Consider the following 17,734-nt stretch of genomic DNA (forward strand, 5'->3'; position numbering starts at 1 on the left):
GTAACGAGCTTGAAAGAAGGTCGGTTTCCCTCCCACTCCCGTAAACGGAACTATTCGGGGATGATTTCCCCGGCAATGAGGTCTTCCCAGGTCTGGCGGCGGCGGATGACGTTCCATTGGCTTCCATCCACCAGCACCTCTTCCGCCATCGGGCGGGAGTTGTAATTGGAAGACATGGAAAACCCGTAGGCTCCCGCGGAAAGAACAGCCAGCAATTCTCCCTGCCGCACGTCCGTCATTTTCCTGTCCTGGGCCAGGAAGTCCCCGGATTCGCAGATGGGTCCCACGACGTCTGCGGTAATGCAGGATTCCGAGAGATGTTCCCTGACCGGAATAATTTCATGGTAACCCTGATAGAGGGCCGGGCGGATGAGGTCGTTCATTCCTGCGTCCACAATCTTGAAGGTTTTCGCCTTGCCTGATTTTTCATACAGACAGCGCGTGATGAGAGCTCCGGCGTTGCCGACGATCAGACGCCCAGGTTCCACAATGATATGCAAACCAAGAGGTTCAAGGACGGGAACAACGGCCTGGGCGTATGTACTCAGCGTAAGCTGGGCGCAATCCTCGTTCCACCATTCCTGAACGCCTGATTCCAGGGAATTCTGGTAAACAATGCCGATACCGCCTCCGATGGAGAAAAATTCAATGCCGTGCTTTTCCTTGAGCCGTGCGGCCAGGGGCGCCACTTTCCTGACGGCCTCCATGAAGGGCTTTGCCTGGGTGAGCTGGGAACCGATGTGCATTTGCAGCCCCTTCAGGTGCACATGCGGCAATTCTCGGGCGGCCGTTTCATACAGGGATTCGATCTGTTCAAAATCCACCCCGAATTTGTTCTCCGACTTGCCGGTCGTGATATACTTGTGCGTGCCCGCCTCCACGTTGGGGTTGACGCGGACGGCTACCGGGGCCGTGAGGTTCATGGAGGCGGCAATATCGTTGATCGCGCGCATTTCCGCCTCGGATTCCACGTTGAAGCAGTAAATGCCCTGCTCCAGGGCATAGCGGATTTCCTTTTCCGTCTTTCCTACGCCGGCGTACGTGCATTTGGACGGGTCTCCTCCGGCCTTGATAACACGGAAGAGTTCCCCTCCGGACACGATGTCGAATCCCGCTCCATTGCGGGCCATGAGGTTCAGGATAGCGATGTTGGAGCACGCTTTCACCGCGTACGCTACTTCCGCATTCAACGGCTCCAGGGATTCCCTCAGGCGGTGGAAGTGGCTCAGAATGGTATGCTTGCTGTACACGTACAGGGGAGTCCCCTCCTTGTCCGCCAGTTCCTGAAGGTTGACGTTTTCACAGTACAGCAAGCCGTTTTTGTAAGCGAATGAATGCATGGGTTTATTCCTTGTTGATGTTTTCGTTTGTTTTCCCGGAATGACGAGGAGGGAGCGGGAATCTGGATACGGGGGGATTGTCAACGAGCTGGGCGATCCACGCCAGATCCTTGGAGCTTTCCAGGCCCAGCTTCACCAACATGGTGATGGGAACGGCCAGAAGCATGCCGATGGGCCCCCATACCCAGCCCCAGAAGATGACGGAAAGAAGGACCATGCTGGTGACGATCCCGAACTGGCGTCCCAGCAGCATGGGCTCCAGGCAGTTGCCCAGGGCCGTATTGATGAGCAGGTACCCTCCCGCCACAATGATGCCCGCCGTGGGGCTGATGAGCAGCAGGGCCAGCAGCGTGGGGGGAATGGCGGCGATGATGGAGCCGAACGTGGGAATGAAGTTGAGCGCGAAAGCCACGATGCCCCAGAGCAGGGGGAAGTCCACCCCCATGTAATAGCAGAGCAGGAAAGCCAGCAGACCGGTGAGGGCGCTGATGAATGTCTTGATAACCAGGTATTTCTGGACACCTTCAAGCGCTTTGGAGAATTTGCGGATGCCCGTGTCGCTGTTGCTTCCCAGCTTGTTGATGTTTGCCCGGAATCTGGGGGCTTCCCCCAGGAAAAAGGTCATCAGAATCAGGATCAGAGTGGTGAAGGTGAGCATGGAGGCCAGTTGCCCCATGACCCCGGTGGAAAGAGCTACAATGCGCTGGCTGTTGAGGAGGTCGGGAATTTCCTGCAGCATCTGGTCCGCCAGATTGTTCCAGTCCCTTTCAATCAGGAAGGCGCGGAATTCGTGGACTTTTTCAAACAGCAGGGGATAATATTTGGCATTGATGGTCTTGGCCAGATCCTGCCCCAGATACTGGGCCAGATAACCGAGGCCGACCAGGACGCCGAAGTCCATGATGACCGTAAATAGAACTGCCAGCCAGTGTGGAAAACGGAGCTTGTTTTTGAAAAATGTGGTGATCGGGTAACTGACGATCGCCAGAAACCCCGATAGGACGATGGGGAGCAACACCTGCTTGCCTGCCTGAAGCCCGGCCGTGATAATGATGGCGCTTGCCAGCATAAGCAGGATTTTCAAGCCTTCTTTTCCGGGTTCTTTCTGAGGAGTCATCAATGGATTAGGGTGAAATGAGCCGGATAATGTTGGTCGAATTTGCCGGGGATTGCAATATCAAAGGGCTGCATTTTGATGATTTACATCCGCGGCGTGCTTTCGGAAAAAGGGTTCCAGGTCTTCAAACCGCGTCAGCAACCAGTCGGGGCAACGTTCTTCCAGTCCCTTGACGTCGGCTCCGGGAGCCCATCCCGCGGCAATGATGCGGACGGGAACGGCACGGCAAGCGTCCACGTCCGACGGGGAGTCTCCAATGTAAACCGCTTCCCGTGCGGAAGCTCCCAGGCGTTCCAGAGCCCGGTTGATGCGGTCCGTTTTTACGCCGCCTTCCGGAGAACCCGTTTCCAGCACGGGGAAAAAACCGTCCAGATGAAAAAACTTGAGGGAAATATCCGCGCTTTCCCTGCGTTTGCCCGTAACCATCGCCAAACGAATGCCGCTGTTGCGGAGACTGTGGAGCAATTCGACCGTGCCGGGAAACGGAGCGGGAGCCATTTCCGCATGCAATTCCTGATAATAATGGATAAACAATTCGCGCCCGTGTTCGTGCAATTCCGGTTTGCCGGGAAACAGCTTCCGGATGACGCCTAAATCGTCCGGGCCGAAATTCCGTTCTATTTCCTTATCTGTCAGGACTCTTCCGTCCAGATCATTCACTGCCCGGCGGAAAGCTTCCAGGCACAGGGGGATCGTGTCTGCAAGGGTGCCGTCAAAATCGAAAATGGCAGTCTTGATCATCTGGCCGTACCCTACATGCCGCGTCCCGCAGGTTCAAGGGGAAAGCCGTGCCGGAATAGTCATGATGACAGAGGCTCTCGGATGGGCGGGAGACGTGTCATGCCGCGTGCAAAGATCAACGTTCCGGCGGCTGGCAGCCTCTAATTCCTTTATGCAAGGAGCGGCTCCCAAAGTTTATTTGTCCCTGTGGAACGTCATTGCATTGGGGATAGGCTCCATGGTGGGAGCGGGCATATTCGCCCTGATGGGTCAGGCGACCCTCATGGCGGGCAAAAACGTGTACTGGTCCTTCCTGATTGGCGGAGTGGCCGCCCTGCTTTCCGGTTATACCTATGCCCGCCTCGGATCCCGTTATCCCGGTTCCGGCGGCATTATGGATTATTTCAACAAGGGATTTTCCCACAAAACACTGGCCGGGGCTCTCACACTGATTTATCTGGGCACGCTGGTCATCACGGTGGCCCTGGTGGCCAAATCCTTCGGGGCGTATGCTTCCCGCCTGTTCCTGCCGGATGAATCCGTCACTGTGTTTACTACGGGTCTTTTTTCCAGTATTGCCATTTTGCTGCTCGGAGCGCTGAACATGGGAGGCGTCAAGGCCGTCGGCAAGTCGGAAGTGGTGCTGGTAGCCTTCAAACTGCTGATTCTGACCATCCTGATGCTCGCCAGCTTCGGTTCTTCCGTGCCTGTTGGGGCGGACGTCATTCCCGTCAAGGGCCTGGACGGACTGTTGGGAAGCGTGGGCCTCACCTTCTTTGCCTTTGCCGGATACGGCATGATGGCCAATACGGCCGGCAATCTTCAAAATCCCGCCAGGACGCTTCCCCGCGCCATCTTTCTGGCGATCGGCGTTGTGATGGTTTTGTATCTGGTGCTGTCATACGTGGTTCTGACCAATGTCTCCGCGTCCTCCTTGGACAAGCATGCGGAAACCGCCGTGGCGCAGGCGGCCTTTCCTGTTTTGGGCGTATGGGGATTCGTGGCCGTATCCGTGGCAGCCCTGATTGCGACGGCATCTGCAATCAACGCCACAATGTTCAGCATGCTGGACATTTCCCGGGGACTGGCCCGCAACGGGCAGTTGAACGCCATGTTCAAACAGCCTTTCTGGGGGAGGGGAACGCAGGGCTTCTTCTATCTGCTGCTGGGTATTCTGGTGCTGACCAACGCGTTTAATCTTGTCGCCATCGCCAACCTTGCGGGGGCCTGTTTCCTGATCAGTTATCTGGCCGTATTCGTGGCCCACTGGCGGCTGCGGAAAGAGACGCACGGAAACGCCCTGCTGATCATTGCCGGATTTGTCCTGATGTTGGGCATTCTGGCGGCATTCTTCTACCAGATGTTTTTCAGCCAGCCTTACCTCATTCCGCTGATCGTGCTGTTTGTGGCCGGCTGCTTTATACTGGAAATCGTAATCCGGAAAAAGATTGGGTCCAAGGGCGCCTGAGGGTGAAATCTGATCTGAAAAGGATTTGGTTTGAGGAATTCTTTTCAAAATGCTCCCTGCGGGAAAACTTTCCTTTTGCTTTGGAAAAAATCTGACTATTAAGCTGAGGGATCATTGATTAATGATAGCTTAAATGGTCGAGAAAAGATGTGGGACATTCGTGTAGCACATGGCAGTACTAAGGCCATATCTTTTTTATTTTAATATATTTTCTGATTTGAAGCGTTGCTTGCAAAGAGCCTTATCATAAGAACAGATTGATTGCGGCATTTTATGGATGGGATATTGATTGGGGTTCTGTTACTACATCAGCAGCTTTAGGGGCAGTAGGAGTGCCAGGAGCTCTCAAAACAGGAACCAAAATATATAAAAATATTCAAGATGGATTGAAAATGCGTAAACGCATTAAAGCCGGTCAAAAGATTCGGATGTGTGATGGAAAGTCAAAAACGCCGCATGGTAGAAAACTTCACAAGAGACAACAAAATAAAAATGAGGTATACCAAATGTATAAAAACGGTGCACAAGACAATGCATTGTTACCTGTTTCTATAATATTATTAAACGTATTGGAGGTGAAATATATGAAGAGACGAAAAAAGAAATAGAACAACAAAACAAGGGGTGTTGCCAGGATATCATTGTTATAATAACGATAATATCAGTTCTTAGAATAGAAGATTTTGAAGAACATAATCCTTACGATCCTTACAACCCAATACAACCAATTGGACCATCCACTCCAGGACCAGATATCCTTGAGACAAATCCAAACTATATACCGCCTATACGTCCTTTTTATCCCTTAAGATAAATCAACTTTATGAATTATTTGAGCGTAATTTATTTATTTATTGCTTTCACTATTATAATTTATTTAAAAGGATGGAAGAAAGGTTTAATTTTAGGAATTATTACGCTCATTTTAATGATTTTATTATCTTGGGCAGAAGATATACTTTTTAATAATTCTTCTGTAATTGCTGTAATTATGTTGTTTATAATAAGTTTTTTATATGAATTCATAGAAAAATATATTAAATCAAAAAATATTAGTAAAACACCTGCCGGCGAGTCAAATCTCAGTCGTCAGGCGTTTCCAAATGCTCGAATCAAACATGGAAAATCATACCATACATTTCGACGACAAAAAAATAAGATTCTTCGAAAAGAATTAAAACATAAAAAAAGGAATTTTCATAATAAAAGAGAGCCCTGATTATCTAAATAATTCAAAATATAATTCTCATATAAATTTTAGCTATTTCCTTCATTCATGATAATTTGAAGAATTTATAATTTATTTTCAACGGACAACAAATGTAAATAGCACGATGCACATAATACGCCCTTCAGAGATAATCTATGACAGAAGGAGACATGGCTCAGGCCAATAAACTCCGCTTCTCCTGCGAATATGCAGACGATGAACTGGGACTTGTCTATTACAATTACCGTCATCTCAATCCCCTGGACGGCAGGTGGATCAGCCGTGATCCCATTGCTGAAAACGGAGGGGAAAATTTATATGGCATCCTTGGAAATTCCGTCAATATCGGCAGTGATTATCTGGGACTTCTTACCATGATTATCCATGGAACATTTGCCAAAGATGAACGGTGGTGGCAACCGGCAGGAGACTTTGCTGAAGCCGTGAATTGGGTTGTAGGAGATGTTTGGCAATTTACAACCCGGAACAAACCCAAATGTGCTCCTTTTAAATGGACCGGAGAGAATATAAGTTCTCAAAGAATTGAGGGAGGAATTCAATTGGCATCTTTTCTCTGTCAAATCTCATTGCATTATCCAAATGAAAAAATACGCCTTGTAGGACACAGCCATGGAGGCAATGTGATTCTGTTTGCTCTCGCCACTTTGGCACGAATTTGTAATTGTTCCGCACCTCTTATTGACGCAGTTGTTTTAATTGTTCCGCCTCAAGTCATAGCTAGTTATGGAAATATGGATGTTCCTGTTTATAGCACAGAAGATGGGATAGGAATGATTAAAAATAAAAATCTCCTTCAAATATTTTCTGACGAAGACGAAGTACAGACTACCTTGGCGTCATGCTTGGTGGCAGGAGAAGTATCAGTCCCTCCCCAAATCGATGGAAAACCATTCACCAAACTTCATGTGAGAAGAATGATTTCGGGATATCCTATTCAACCTATTAAAACTGATGGTGGATGGTTAGATGTGCATGGTATCCTCCATAACAGACAGATGGGAAGATATGTAGGGTATCGCCTTATAAGACAAGATCATCAGACAGCCATGAAAAACTCTCAACTCACTCTGCCCCTTGAGGATGAATAATACGATCATAAAATGGATAAAAAATAATAAAAAAATCAGTTTTTTTATTATAACATTACTGACTTTGCTCATCTTTTTACTTTATCCCGGCAATGACATCACATGTTTGGATAGGGTTTCCCCGACATCAACTCATATCGAAACTACTAATGCTAGAGATATATTGGAAACTGATCTTCCTGATTCGGAACACAAACTCACCCTGATTTTCATTCCAAAAGGGAGCTACCAAATTGCAGGATCCGATCCCCCTACAGAAATAACTTATCCCTACTGGTTGGGGAAATACGAAGTTACACAGGAGGAATGGAAAAAAGTGATGGGATGGACACCGGTTCCGGAACTCAATGAGGAAGATACCATTGCAATGGGTGCGCTGTACCCCATGTGCCAGATATCCTACTATGAATGCCTGGATTTTTGTGATCGATTGACTGAGATGGCACAACAACAAGGAATTCTTCCGAAAGGATATTGTTTTTCCTTACCCACGGTGGCTCAATGGGAATTGGCCTGTTCCTGCGGCAAGGAAATCGTTTCTTCCGGCAATCTGGAGAAAATAGCATGGACGAATCCTCATGGTGCAAAGGCAAGAGTCTATCCCGTGGGATTAAAGGAGCCCAATGCCTGGGGGTTCCATGACATGTGGGGAAATGTATGGGAATTATGTGCAGATTTTTATCATCCTCATCGCCTGTATGGCAGCAATCCAGTCAACTGGAAAACGGATACCGGAAATTTATCAACCGACATGGGCTTATCGATTACATCCGTGGGAGGAGGATTATTTTACTCCATATTGGATAATAAAGAAGAAATACCTCGTCGCAAGTATTACGCTGATTCAAGAAAATCCGATACAGGATTAAGAGTAGCCCTGGTTCCGGCCCAGCAGCATCAATTGCTGAAAGAAAGGTTAAAACATTTACACCCTGTTCCAGATTGGTGGAAAAATATTAAGGGTTCGTTTGAACTGATGTATTTCTATACGAAAGTATATATAAGAACATATTGGGGGTCTTTACCGGATCTATGATCATTAAAAATATTCCTCTCATGGTGTTGGACTATCCCCAAATGCAGTACCAGTTTAAAAGCCAGGATTGGTGATTGTTACAATAGTTACTGTGAAGCGATAGAAGATCAAATCCATCATGCAGAGAATTTCAGCTATCTGTACAACAGTATTGGCGATCGAAACTATGTATCAGTCCGGTCAATCTTTTTTATCAAGCATCGTTTCCGGTTGTCTCTGTAATTCGGGCTTGTCTTCCCGGATACTATGCTTGAGGAGCTTGAAGGATGCGGGGAGAGGGTGATATTTGCCGACGCTTTCTCCCATAGTTTGCAAGCGCCGGGCCTATTGGTAGATGGTGGCACGGATGGCTTTCTGCCTGGCGGCGCGTGGAACGGCTCCTATTTCCCGGCAACTGGTTTTCCATTTCCAAACGTGGAAGCGGTCGCCGTGGCGCATCCAGGCTAGGGCGTGCGCTATCTCATGCAGGATAGAAGACCGGACTTCATGGGGAATTTCCAGATTGGGAGGACAAAGTTAACGCCAATGAATCAACAATCACTCCTACATGGTACTTTTACCGACATTATTTGTAGATAACTGAACCGAATTTGAAGCATCCTTTTCTCACTGGAAAGAATATACTTGGGATTCGGTGGAATTCATAGGTACGCGCATGCTGATGGTACCCAATGGGAATCCACCGCAGCCGCCGGGATATCTGGAAAAGAACTCTTCGAAGAGTTTATGACCGCAGGAAAGACGTAAGGGGACTGGTGGCTGTCGCTTTGACGGAGACGGCGGGCAGTCCGGCCAGCCACGCGGACCTGCCTGCACGGCATGCCTGAGAGAATGCTTCCGCCATCAGGGAGGGATTGCCTGCGGCGGCAATGGCCGTATTCACCAGGACGGCGTCCGCTCCCATTTCCAGGGCTTCCGCCGCATGGCTGGGGGCGCCCAGGCCGGCGTCCACCACCACGGGAGCGGTGGCTTGTTCAATGATAATGTTGATTAATTCACGGGTAAGTACGCCCTTGTTAGTGCCTATGGGCGCACCCAGGGGCATGACGGCGGCGGCGCCCGCCTCCTGCAGGCGTTTGGCAAGTACGGGGTCTGCGTTGATGTAGGGAAGAACGATAAAGCCTTCCCGGACGAGGGTTTCCGTTGCCTTGAGCGTTTCAATGGGGTCGGGCATCAGATACTGCGCATCCGGGTGGATTTCCAGCTTGATCCAGTTGGGGAGTCCGGCTGCCACGGCAAGACGGGCCAGCCGCACGGCCTCTTCCGCCGTAGCCGCTCCGCTGGTATTCGGGAGAATGAGGTATTTTTCCGGATTGATGAAATCCAGGATGTTGGCAGCGGGATCGTGATTGCCCGTCAGGTCCGCCCGGCGCAGGGCTACAGTCACGATTTGGGAGCCGGAAGCTTCCAGCGCCTCCTTCATGCTCTCATTGGAGGCAAATTTCCCCGTTCCCATCATCAGGCGGGAGGCAAATTCACGATCGGCAATCCGCAAAGGTGTGTCTGTCATTGCGGCATGAAGACTACCTTCTCCACCTTCTGCGTGCAAGAGCGAATGCTGGAAGACAGGCCGCCTTTCAGCCAGGGCCGGATTACCGGGATGGGATGTATTCCGTAGAAAACGCAGGCTTCAGCTACTGCCGGAAACCTTGCAGGGCTTTCGGTTTCCCGAGGATTTCCTGATAGAGAATGGCCGTTCTCAGGGACTGGGAATGCCGTAGGGAATCTTTCAGGGGACGGGGAACGGGAAGGGGGGAAGAAGGGATCGATTCAGGTTGCCGTTCCTTTTCCCGTTGCTGCAAACGCTGAAGAGCGGCCTGCTCCGCATCAGAGAGGGAGCGGATGGATTTATGCGCTTCCTCCTCTGCCTTCACGTAGCGTTCGATCGTATTTCTGGCGGCTTCCTGCGCATGTCCGTGCCCCCAGTCCGGGACGGGGTCCGGTTGGGAACGCTGCTTGCGCTTCACGGAGGGATTCGGGAGTTCTACGGGGGAAGATGCGGGTCGGGGCGCACGTGCGGGAACACGGGGCTGCGGCACTTCCTGGCGGGGAGCCTGCTGCGGGCGTTCGGGCACGGTCCGCCTCATTTCCGCAATGACTTCCCTGACGCGTTTTTCGTGTTGTTCTTCCGTTTCCAGGTCGGGCTCTTCCTCATTGTCTTCTCTCTTCGTTTTCAGGTAGCTGATCACACTTTTGCCGATAAAGACAATTGCTAGGACCAGATAGAACCATAGTTCCGGATTGCCGTCTTCGCCGCGTGCGGCAAGGATGTTTGCCAGTAGATTCATGAAGAAGGGGCGGACATCCGGAAGGGGGCTTTACCGTTACCGGACGCCGGAAAGTTTATTTAATGGAGGAAGGAGTTGCTTCCGGCTTGGCGATGGAGTCGCGCATCTTGGTATCCGCCACCACGTTCTGGTAGCGTGCGTAGTCCAGCACGCCCAGGTTGCCGTTGCGGAAGGCTTCCGCCATGGCCATGGGAATCTGGGCTTCCGCTTCCACTACCTTGGCGCGCATTTCCTGCGTCCTGGCGGCCATTTCCTGTTCCGTGGCTACGGCTGCGGCGCGGCGCACTTCCGCCTTGGCCTGGGCAATCTGCTTGTCCGCTTCAGCCTGTTCCGCCTGAAGGCGCGCGCCCACGTTGCCGGCCACGTCCACATCCGCAATGTCAATGGAAAGAACTTCAAATGCCGTGGCGGCGTCCACCCCCTTGTCGCTGACGGTGCGGGAAATGACTTCCGGCTTTTCCAGAACGTCCTTGTAGGATGGCGCGGAGCCTACGGCGGAGACGATACCTTCCCCGACGCGGGCCACCACCGTTTCTTCCGTGGCGCCCCCTACGAACAGGTCCAGATTGGTGCGCACCGTCACGCGGGCCCGTACCGCTACGGCGATGCCGTCACGGGCTACTGCGGTCAGGCGCGTCTGTCCGGAACTCGGGTTCGGGCAGTCGATCACCCTGGGATTGATGGAGGTTCGCACGGCTTCCAGCACAGTTTTGGAGGTGCCTTTCACCGCCAGGTCAATGGCGCATGCGCGGTCATAGCTCAGCGGAATGCCGGCTTTTTCCGCGGCAATCAGGGCCAGAACGCAGTCCACGATGTCGCCGCCGGCCAGGAAATGGGCTTCCAGCTCGTCCGTGCTGATGTCCAGCCCGGCCTTGGCCGCAGTGATGCGGGTGTCCACCACCAGGGGATAGGGCACCTTCCGCAGCCACATTCCGAGCATGTTGCCCATGGAAACGGGGGCTTTCGCCAGGCGCGCGCGCAGCCATGTCTTGAAAAATTTGGCAATGATGGCGAAGAAGATCACCAGGAAGATGACGAGAACGACAATGAGGAACGTTCCCCAGACAGTTGCATTGGACATGTCCGCTAACAGCAAATTGTTCATGCTTCCCTCCATACCATACTTGCCGGATGAGGGTAAAGAGATAATTGTGTTCCCCGATGTTCAAAGGTATTGACCTTTCGGCGGATTCGTGGCAATGCACTTGGCCGTGCGCACCATTGATTTTGATTATCCCCTGCCGGAGGAATTGATTGCGGACCGCCCTCTGCCGGACCGCGCCGCCTCACGGATGCTGGTGCTCCACCGGGATACGGGTTTGATGGAACACAGGCATTTCTGCGACCTGCCGGAGTACGTAAGGCCGGGAGACCATTTCATCCTCAATGATACCAGGGTGGTCCCTGCCAGGTATTTTTCCAATGACGGTTCCATTGAGATTGTCCGGGCCGAGGTGCTTAATCCCCTTCTGTGGAAGTGCATGGTGCGTCCGGGGCGCAAAATGAAGGTGGGACGCGCCGTTTCCATCGGAGAATCCGTGGGAACGGTGGAGGGAATCGATGCGGAAGGGTACCGCCTGATCCGGTTTGACCGGGAAGTGGACGAGGAAAAGTACGGACGGCTGGCGCTTCCCCATTACATGAACCGGGAGAGCGATCCTTCGGACAGGGAACGTTACCAGACAGTATACGCCAGGCATGAGGGGGCCATTGCCGCCCCTACGGCCGGTCTGCACTTTACACCGGAACTGCTTGCCTCAGTACCGCATGATTTTTTGACGCTTCACGTGGGCGTGGGCACGTTCCGTCCCGTCAAGGCGGACAATATTGAGGACCATCAAATGCACACGGAGCATTTTTTCCTGCCGGAAGCCACCGCCCGGGCGATCAATGAAGCCGAAAGAGTTATTGCCGTGGGTACTACCAGCGTGCGCGTACTGGAGCATGTGGCCGCGGCGGAGGGATTGCCCCTACGTGAATGTTCCGGCTCCACGAACATTTTCATTTATCCGCCTTATAAATACAAGGTAGTGGATGCGCTGATCACGAATTTCCACCTGCCGCAAAGCACCCTGCTGATGCTGGTGAGCGCCTTTGCCGGAAAGGAGCTGGTCATGAAGGCATACATGGAGGCCATTCGGGAACGGTACAGATTCTTTTCCTACGGAGACTGCATGCTGATCCTGTAATGCTCAGGGCTTTTCTGTCTCCCGGCTGAATTCCAGCAGAGCCGTTCCGAGGTCCAGCGTGTTCCGGAGTTCTCCCAAAGCGTGGAGAATTTCGCTGAGGATGACGACAAGAATGTTGGCGTATCTGCCGGCGTCCGCTTTGTTGCAAATTCTATCCAGGCAGGAGGCTTCCAGGTCCGGGGCGTTCCATTTGCACCGGATGAAACGGCTTATGCGCGAATCCGGCTTCCAGATTTTCTCCCGTTGATCCGTCAGATAGGCTATGTAGCAGCTCCTGAGCAGGTCGATTTTGGGAAGCAGTTTAAAGCGGAACGTTTCCGCGCAGGCCGGAAGGTTGTGGAGCCTGTCCATCCGCATGTGAATACCGGTGACGCAGAGAATAGTCCAGTAATGGATGGAGGCGGCCACGTCCCTGTTGCGTTTGTGGAACCGGCGGTGAAAATCAAAACTGAGGCCCAGGGCTGTCAGAGCTTTTACATACTGCACAAAAACAAAAAGGTCATGCTTCCGGTCGATGAAATGTTCCAATTGCCTACGGAGTGGCCGGTCTTCCAGTTTCATCTCGCTTTTCAGGCTGTTCCATTGTCTGTTAAAATTGGAATGTTGTGGCATATCTTTGATAATATAATCATGGGTGAGACTATGATGTTCATGATTTAATTCAAATAAATAATAAATAATGATAAATAAAAGCGACATGAAAGACGCATACACTGGCGAATAGGAACTCCGTCCACTGCGTCTTTGTTCAGGAAAGGCGGCCAGGAGAAAGCCATGCCCGGCAGAATGGAGGCATGCCCTTTTTGAATCACGGTTGTGGATGCCGGTTAAGGATCGGGACCATTGATACAATAAAACGGCATAAATCCATGTAACTCCCATCATCTCTTTTCTATCTTTCCCCGGACACGGTGAAAATGCGGCTGTATCCGGGTGAAGCGCACTGCGTTCTTGTGGGGGCGGTCCAAACAGGATAGCCTTGAAAAAGGCCGGGACCTTCACCAATTCCATCCCTCAGACCTGTCACTCCTCCCATTTATGGATCACGATTTCAGCCTCATTCTTACATTCGTCGGCGGCTTGACCGCCGCTCTTCTTTTCGGTCTCATTGCCAGAAAGCTGCACCTGTCCCCGCTGGTAGGGTACCTGCTGGCCGGCGTTGTCGTAGGGCCTTATTCGCCGGGCTTTGTAGCGGACAGCCATACAGTGGAGCAATTTGCGGAGTTGGGCGTTATTCTGCTGATGTTCGGGGTTGGCCTCCATTTCCATTTGAAAGACCTGATTGCTGTGCAGCGGGTGGCTGTCCCCGGCGCGGTGGTGCAAATCTCCGTGGCTACGGTGCTTGGGGTGATTGTGGGGTGGTGCTTCGGCTGGTCCACGATTTCCGGCCTTGTGTTCGGCATGGCTATTTCCGTAGCCAGTACCGTGGTTCTGACGCGGGTGCTTGAGGACCACCAGAATCTTCATACTCCCAGCGGGCATGTGGCTCTCGGCTGGCTGGTGGTGGAGGATTTGTTCACCATTCTTCTGCTGGTTTTGATACCCGCTGTCATGGAAGCCCGGCAAAGCGGAGCAGGAGGCTGGGACAACATTCTCTCCGAATTGGGATGGATGTTTGTCAAACTGTCCGTCCTGGTGGCGCTGACCCTTTTTGCCGGTAAAAAAATCATTCCGCTGGTCCTGCGTTATGTGGCACGGACCGGGGCGCGGGACCTGTTTACGCTTGCCGTGCTGGTCATTGCTCTGGGGGTGGCGGTATGTTCCGCCGAATTCTTCGGGGCGTCCATGGTGCTCGGTGCATTTTTGGCGGGCATGGTCGTCGGCCAGTCAGACTTTTGCGCGCGCGCGGCCGCGGAGGCCATGCTGATGAGGGACGCTTTCGCCGTTCTTTTCTTCGTCTCCGTGGGGATGATGTTTGATCCGATGTCCGTGGGCGACTGCTGGCCGCTGGCCCTGGCAACGCTGGCCGTCGTGATGATTGGCAAGCCCCTGGCCGCCTATGTGGTTGTGCGTTGCCTGCGGAGGCCGCTGGCTTTGGCCTTGAACGTATCCGTAGCGCTGGCGCAGGTAGGGGAATTTTCCTTCATTCTTGCCGGGATAGCGCTGGTGTACGACATTCTGCCTCCGGAAGCCAATCAGGCCATTATTCTGGCCTCTGTCATTTCCATCTCCCTGAATCCCATCCTGTACCGCCAGATTACCCCGGTGGTCAAATGGCTGGAAAAGCGCGGCATCGGTCTTCCCGCTCCATCCCTGGCAAACGCCATTCCGCCGCCTGAGGAAGATGCCCGGCGCGTGGTGCTGGTGGGGTTCGGTCCCACGGGACGCATGCTTAAAAGCATTTTAAACGACAACGGCGTGGAAGTCGTCATCGTGGAAATGAACATAGATACGGTCACCAGAATACGGGAACAAGGGGGTAAAATCGTGTACGGGGACGCCCGCCAGCGGGAGGTGCTGAAGCATGCGGGCATTGAATACGCGGAGAGTCTGATTCTTTCTTCCTCCATTCCGGATGCCAAGGACATCGTGGAAATGGCCATTGAGCTCAATTCCCGCCTCGACGTAATGATTCACACCAAATACATGCGGGATGTGGACATTCTGAAAGAAGCCGGAGCTTCCCAGGTTTTCTCCTCGGAATCGGAAGTGGCCCTCTCCATGGCGGAATATTTCCTGCGCGAGGGTGGAGCGGACGATGAAAAGATCGTTTCCGAACGTTTGCGCATCCGCGCCGAACTGAATAACGAATGCACTTCCGATCTCTGCCATGAGGAACTAAACGCGTGAGACGCGCTATTTTTTGCGGGCGGAAATGATGAGCATCATCGGGCGCCTCAACTCGTCGCGCATGCCGGGAACAGTATTCAGAAGTTCTCCGGAAGGCTGGGGCTCTTCCACGGCAATGATCTCAAATCCGTTTGCGGCCAGGGCGCCCAGGTAGGTGGTGAGCGTCCTGTGGTATTTGGTTACTTCCTCCCCCAGAAAGACGGACTTGCGGGGGCCTTCCGCAAAATAACCGTCCACGGGCCAGTGCATGATGCCGCCGGAGCCGTCATAATGCCAGTCCTGGCGTCCCTGGGCGGTAAAAACGGGGTGCTCCACGGAAAAAACGAATGCGCCGTCGCTGCCCAGGCAATGGGAAACCTCCCGGCAGATGCGGGGGAAATCCCGCGTGTAGTGAAAGGCCAGTGAACTGATGACTATGTCAAAGGAAGAGGGAGGAAAATCAATGTCCTCCATGGGCATGCAGATGTAGTTGATGATATCCGTCTTTTCCATGCTCGCGGCCCTGGCGAGCATTTTTTTCGAAATATCCACCCCCGTGACGGAAGCCGCTCCATGTTCCGCCGCATACCGGCAGTGCCAGCCGAATCCGCAGCCCAGGTCCAGAACCCGTTTCCCGTGAAAATCCGGCAGCATCCGTTCCAGCGTTTTCCATTCTCCGGCTCCGGCCAGTCCCTTGACGGAACGGTCCATTTGGCTGTATTTCCGGAAAAAGGAATCTTCGTCGTACTTGTTCTGCTTCATGGCGGAGGGAAAGGAGGAAAGAGCCTGACTGCCCCGGCTCAGGTCCGGGCCTCCGGCTTCAGGATGACGGTGACGCGGCCCAGATGATGCAGGGCGTTTTCTATCTGGTCTTCCAGTTGCGAAGCTATCTGGTGGGACTGGCGGACGGTCAGCTCCGGGTCGGCCGTGCAAAGGCAGGTAAGGGTCGGGAAGCTGTCCTCCTTGTCCAGATCCAGCTTGACAATGTCGCGGATGTCGCGGTGCTGCTGGAGGATGAGGCGCACCTTCAAATGTACTTCTTCCGGGGGAATGTGCTCCGGGACGGAATTGGCCTTCATTTCACGGCAATCCGGTTCAATGCGGCAGACAACCTTTTCCGGTTGGAGCTCCTGGATAACATCTTTCCTGAAAGCTTCCACAACCTCGTATCCGCGGTCCAGCAGCCAGTCCGCGGGAACTTCCACATCCATGAAATAACAGGAAGCATGCTTGCCCCTTCCTTCATAAAAACCGTGAATGCGGACGTGATGGCGCAGGGCCAGGCGGTGGACGACCGCATCCGGCTCCATGCCGGCAAAGTCTTCATGGGCAGGTTCGATATGTACGATGACATCCGCTTCCGGCAGCTCGTACTTCACAATCCCTTCTATGGACTCCGCCACGTCATGGGCCACGTCCACGTGCAATTCCGCCGGGGCCTCCACATCCAGTTCCACGAAAATGCGCGCCCCGCCGTCGCGCAGGCGGATGCGCTTGACCGGGTAATCCGGCGCGTTCTTCTTCATGGCAGCCAGCACCTGGTGCGTCAGGGCGGAGGACCCCCCGTCCATCAGGGCGTGGATGGAGCGCTTGGCCAGGCCGAAGGCTACGGAACAAACCAGGGCGGCAACGAACAGGGCGGCAACGGCGTCCGCCTTTTCCAGAAGGCCGTGCCAGACGGATTCCGCGGGAACCAGATGGGCCAGCCATACGCAGAAGAGGCCCAGCAGCACCACGGCGGAGGACCAGATATCCGTTGTAAAATGCAGGGCGTCTGCTTCCAAGGCCTGGCTCTTGTGCTTTTTGGCTACCCGGCGGAGCATGGCGGAGCGGTTCACGTCCACCAGCAGGGAGACGGCCACCACGGCAAAGGCCCACCAGGTGAGAGTGATTTCCGCTTCATTGTAAAACAGGCGGTCTATGGCCTCCCAGACAATCCATCCGCAGGTGACCAGGAGCAGGGCCGTTTCCGCCAGGGCGGAAAGGTTCTCTATCTTTTCATGCCCGTAGGGATGGCTTTCATCCGCCGGGCGTGCGGCTATCCTTACGGCGTAAAAGGTCATTCCCGCCGCCATCAGGTCCAGTCCGCTGTGCAGGGCTTCCGAGATAATGCCCAGGCTGCCCGTTTCCACACCGGCCCAGATCTTGATTCCAGTCAGGAAGGCAGACCACAGGACGGAGGAGAAGGCCGCGCGTGATTTTTCATGGTGGGCTGCTTGATCCATAAGACTGAAGAGAACGGAAAAACCAATCTAAGCCGGGTCCTCTCTCTTAGTCAACGATAACACATTCTTTGTTGAACGGGGCGGCTGCCTTTTTGGGACAGCTATGGTTTCAGACGGCATACTGACGAAAAATCGTCAAGCCGGACGGAAGATGCGGGGAACAATTTTTGCCGGATGATGAAAGCCTCCTTGATGTTGAAGGCCAAATCATTTAATAAAAGACATTTGCCGTTTCCCATGCTCCACATGTGGTCAATTTTGCC

Annotated in this window: 17 protein-coding genes; 7 read left to right on the plus strand and 10 right to left on the minus strand. The window is 53.0% G+C overall.

Going from position 1 to position 17,734, the window contains the following annotated elements:
• Window positions 1-50: 50 nt before the first annotated feature.
• From lysA to V3C20_RS05900, 3 genes are read right to left on the minus strand one after another with little or no spacing between them, the layout of a single operon-like run.
• Window positions 51-1,340: a diaminopimelate decarboxylase gene (gene lysA, locus V3C20_RS05890; RefSeq protein ID WP_130084243.1), complete on the minus strand. Its 1,290-nt coding sequence runs from the start codon at window positions 1,338-1,340 to the stop codon at window positions 51-53.
• A gap of 4 nt (window positions 1,341-1,344) precedes the next feature.
• Window positions 1,345-2,457, minus strand: coding sequence for an AI-2E family transporter (locus V3C20_RS05895; protein ID WP_130084244.1), 1,113 nt, complete (start codon window positions 2,455-2,457; stop codon window positions 1,345-1,347).
• A 60-nt stretch (window positions 2,458-2,517) separates the two neighbouring features.
• Complete coding sequence (locus V3C20_RS05900) at window positions 2,518-3,198, minus strand: HAD family hydrolase (protein ID WP_130084245.1); 681 nt, start codon at window positions 3,196-3,198, stop codon at window positions 2,518-2,520.
• A 151-nt stretch (window positions 3,199-3,349) separates the two neighbouring features.
• Between V3C20_RS05900 and V3C20_RS05905 the strand changes: the two genes are divergently transcribed.
• The 5 genes from V3C20_RS05905 (at window position 3,350) to V3C20_RS05925 (ending at window position 8,000) form a co-directional block, all read left to right on the plus strand.
• Window positions 3,350-4,645 carry an APC family permease gene (locus tag V3C20_RS05905; protein ID WP_204795058.1) on the plus strand — a complete coding sequence of 432 codons (1,296 nt, stop codon included), beginning with the start codon at window positions 3,350-3,352 and terminating at the stop codon, window positions 4,643-4,645.
• A gap of 257 nt (window positions 4,646-4,902) precedes the next feature.
• A complete protein-coding gene (locus V3C20_RS05910) occupies window positions 4,903-5,253 on the plus strand; it encodes a hypothetical protein (RefSeq protein WP_130084246.1) in 351 nt (116 codons plus the stop codon).
• 215 nt (window positions 5,254-5,468) lie between these two features.
• The gene (locus V3C20_RS05915) at window positions 5,469-5,864 is read left to right on the plus strand and encodes a hypothetical protein (protein WP_130084247.1); all 396 of its coding nucleotides are present in this window, start codon (window positions 5,469-5,471) and stop codon (window positions 5,862-5,864) included.
• Window positions 5,865-6,025: 161 nt separating this feature from the next.
• On the plus strand, window positions 6,026-6,964 hold the full coding sequence (locus tag V3C20_RS05920; RefSeq protein WP_204794005.1) for an RHS repeat-associated core domain-containing protein: 939 nt from the start codon (window positions 6,026-6,028) through the stop codon (window positions 6,962-6,964).
• Entirely contained in the window at window positions 6,957-8,000 is a 1,044-nt protein-coding gene (locus tag V3C20_RS05925) for a formylglycine-generating enzyme family protein (protein WP_130084249.1), read from the plus strand. Before V3C20_RS05920 ends, V3C20_RS05925 begins: the two co-directional genes overlap by 8 nt.
• Window positions 8,001-8,324: 324 nt before the next feature.
• On the opposite strand, the gene V3C20_RS05930 is transcribed toward V3C20_RS05925, so the two are convergent.
• The 4 genes from V3C20_RS05930 to floA form a co-directional block, all read right to left on the minus strand.
• A complete protein-coding gene (locus tag V3C20_RS05930; RefSeq protein WP_330935446.1) occupies window positions 8,325-8,501 on the minus strand; it encodes a SprT-like domain-containing protein in 177 nt (58 codons plus the stop codon).
• 223 nt (window positions 8,502-8,724) lie between these two features.
• Complete coding sequence (locus V3C20_RS05935; RefSeq protein WP_130084250.1) at window positions 8,725-9,510, minus strand: thiazole synthase; 786 nt, start codon at window positions 9,508-9,510, stop codon at window positions 8,725-8,727.
• A 124-nt stretch (window positions 9,511-9,634) separates the two neighbouring features.
• Entirely contained in the window at window positions 9,635-10,288 is a 654-nt protein-coding gene (locus tag V3C20_RS05940) for a hypothetical protein (RefSeq protein WP_130084251.1), read from the minus strand.
• Between the two features lie 55 nt (window positions 10,289-10,343).
• A complete protein-coding gene (floA, locus tag V3C20_RS05945; RefSeq protein WP_130084252.1) occupies window positions 10,344-11,369 on the minus strand; it encodes a flotillin-like protein FloA in 1,026 nt (341 codons plus the stop codon).
• A gap of 130 nt (window positions 11,370-11,499) precedes the next feature.
• Between floA and queA the strand changes: the two genes are divergently transcribed.
• Complete coding sequence (gene queA, locus V3C20_RS05950) at window positions 11,500-12,477, plus strand: tRNA preQ1(34) S-adenosylmethionine ribosyltransferase-isomerase QueA (RefSeq protein ID WP_162851520.1); 978 nt, start codon at window positions 11,500-11,502, stop codon at window positions 12,475-12,477.
• Between the two features lie 3 nt (window positions 12,478-12,480).
• Here queA and V3C20_RS05955 read toward each other — a convergent pair whose 3' ends face one another.
• Window positions 12,481-13,089, minus strand: coding sequence for a hypothetical protein (locus V3C20_RS05955; protein ID WP_130084253.1), 609 nt, complete (start codon window positions 13,087-13,089; stop codon window positions 12,481-12,483).
• Window positions 13,090-13,515: 426 nt separating this feature from the next.
• Here V3C20_RS05955 and V3C20_RS05960 point away from each other — a divergent pair, with 426 nt between their 5' ends.
• Window positions 13,516-15,267 (plus strand): cation:proton antiporter, encoded by a 1,752-nt coding sequence (locus V3C20_RS05960; RefSeq protein WP_130084254.1) that lies wholly within the window; start codon window positions 13,516-13,518, stop codon window positions 15,265-15,267.
• 6 nt (window positions 15,268-15,273) lie between these two features.
• Here V3C20_RS05960 and V3C20_RS05965 read toward each other — a convergent pair whose 3' ends face one another.
• Window positions 15,274-16,008: a class I SAM-dependent methyltransferase gene (locus V3C20_RS05965; protein WP_130084255.1), complete on the minus strand. Its 735-nt coding sequence runs from the start codon at window positions 16,006-16,008 to the stop codon at window positions 15,274-15,276.
• A 38-nt stretch (window positions 16,009-16,046) separates the two neighbouring features.
• Entirely contained in the window at window positions 16,047-17,471 is a 1,425-nt protein-coding gene (locus tag V3C20_RS05970; RefSeq protein ID WP_130084256.1) for a cation diffusion facilitator family transporter, read from the minus strand.
• Window positions 17,472-17,734 lie beyond the last annotated feature (263 nt).

It is taken from the genome of Akkermansia sp. RCC_12PD (assembly GCF_036417355.1).
Classification (GTDB): Bacteria; Verrucomicrobiota; Verrucomicrobiia; order Verrucomicrobiales; family Akkermansiaceae; genus Akkermansia.

Excerpts from the sequence above, each read along its gene's own strand:
- lysA (WP_130084243.1), bottom strand. The coding sequence starts at position 1,340 with ATGCATTCATTCGCTTACAAAAACGGCTTGCTGTACTGTGAAAACGTC.
- V3C20_RS05895 (WP_130084244.1), bottom strand. The coding sequence starts at position 2,457 with ATGACTCCTCAGAAAGAACCCGGAAAAGAAGGCTTGAAAATCCTGCTT.
- V3C20_RS05900 (WP_130084245.1), bottom strand. The coding sequence starts at position 3,198 with ATGATCAAGACTGCCATTTTCGATTTTGACGGCACCCTTGCAGACACG.
- V3C20_RS05905 (WP_204795058.1), top strand. The coding sequence starts at position 3,350 with ATGCAAGGAGCGGCTCCCAAAGTTTATTTGTCCCTGTGGAACGTCATT.
- V3C20_RS05915 (WP_130084247.1), top strand. The coding sequence starts at position 5,469 with ATGAATTATTTGAGCGTAATTTATTTATTTATTGCTTTCACTATTATA.
- V3C20_RS05920 (WP_204794005.1), top strand. The coding sequence starts at position 6,026 with ATGGCTCAGGCCAATAAACTCCGCTTCTCCTGCGAATATGCAGACGAT.
- V3C20_RS05925 (WP_130084249.1), top strand. The coding sequence starts at position 6,957 with ATGAATAATACGATCATAAAATGGATAAAAAATAATAAAAAAATCAGT.
- V3C20_RS05935 (WP_130084250.1), bottom strand. The coding sequence starts at position 9,510 with ATGACAGACACACCTTTGCGGATTGCCGATCGTGAATTTGCCTCCCGC.
- V3C20_RS05940 (WP_130084251.1), bottom strand. The coding sequence starts at position 10,288 with ATGAATCTACTGGCAAACATCCTTGCCGCACGCGGCGAAGACGGCAAT.
- floA (WP_130084252.1), bottom strand. The coding sequence starts at position 11,369 with ATGTCCAATGCAACTGTCTGGGGAACGTTCCTCATTGTCGTTCTCGTC.
- V3C20_RS05955 (WP_130084253.1), bottom strand. The coding sequence starts at position 13,089 with ATGCCACAACATTCCAATTTTAACAGACAATGGAACAGCCTGAAAAGC.
- V3C20_RS05960 (WP_130084254.1), top strand. The coding sequence starts at position 13,516 with ATGGATCACGATTTCAGCCTCATTCTTACATTCGTCGGCGGCTTGACC.
- V3C20_RS05965 (WP_130084255.1), bottom strand. The coding sequence starts at position 16,008 with ATGAAGCAGAACAAGTACGACGAAGATTCCTTTTTCCGGAAATACAGC.
- V3C20_RS05970 (WP_130084256.1), bottom strand. The coding sequence starts at position 17,471 with ATGGATCAAGCAGCCCACCATGAAAAATCACGCGCGGCCTTCTCCTCC.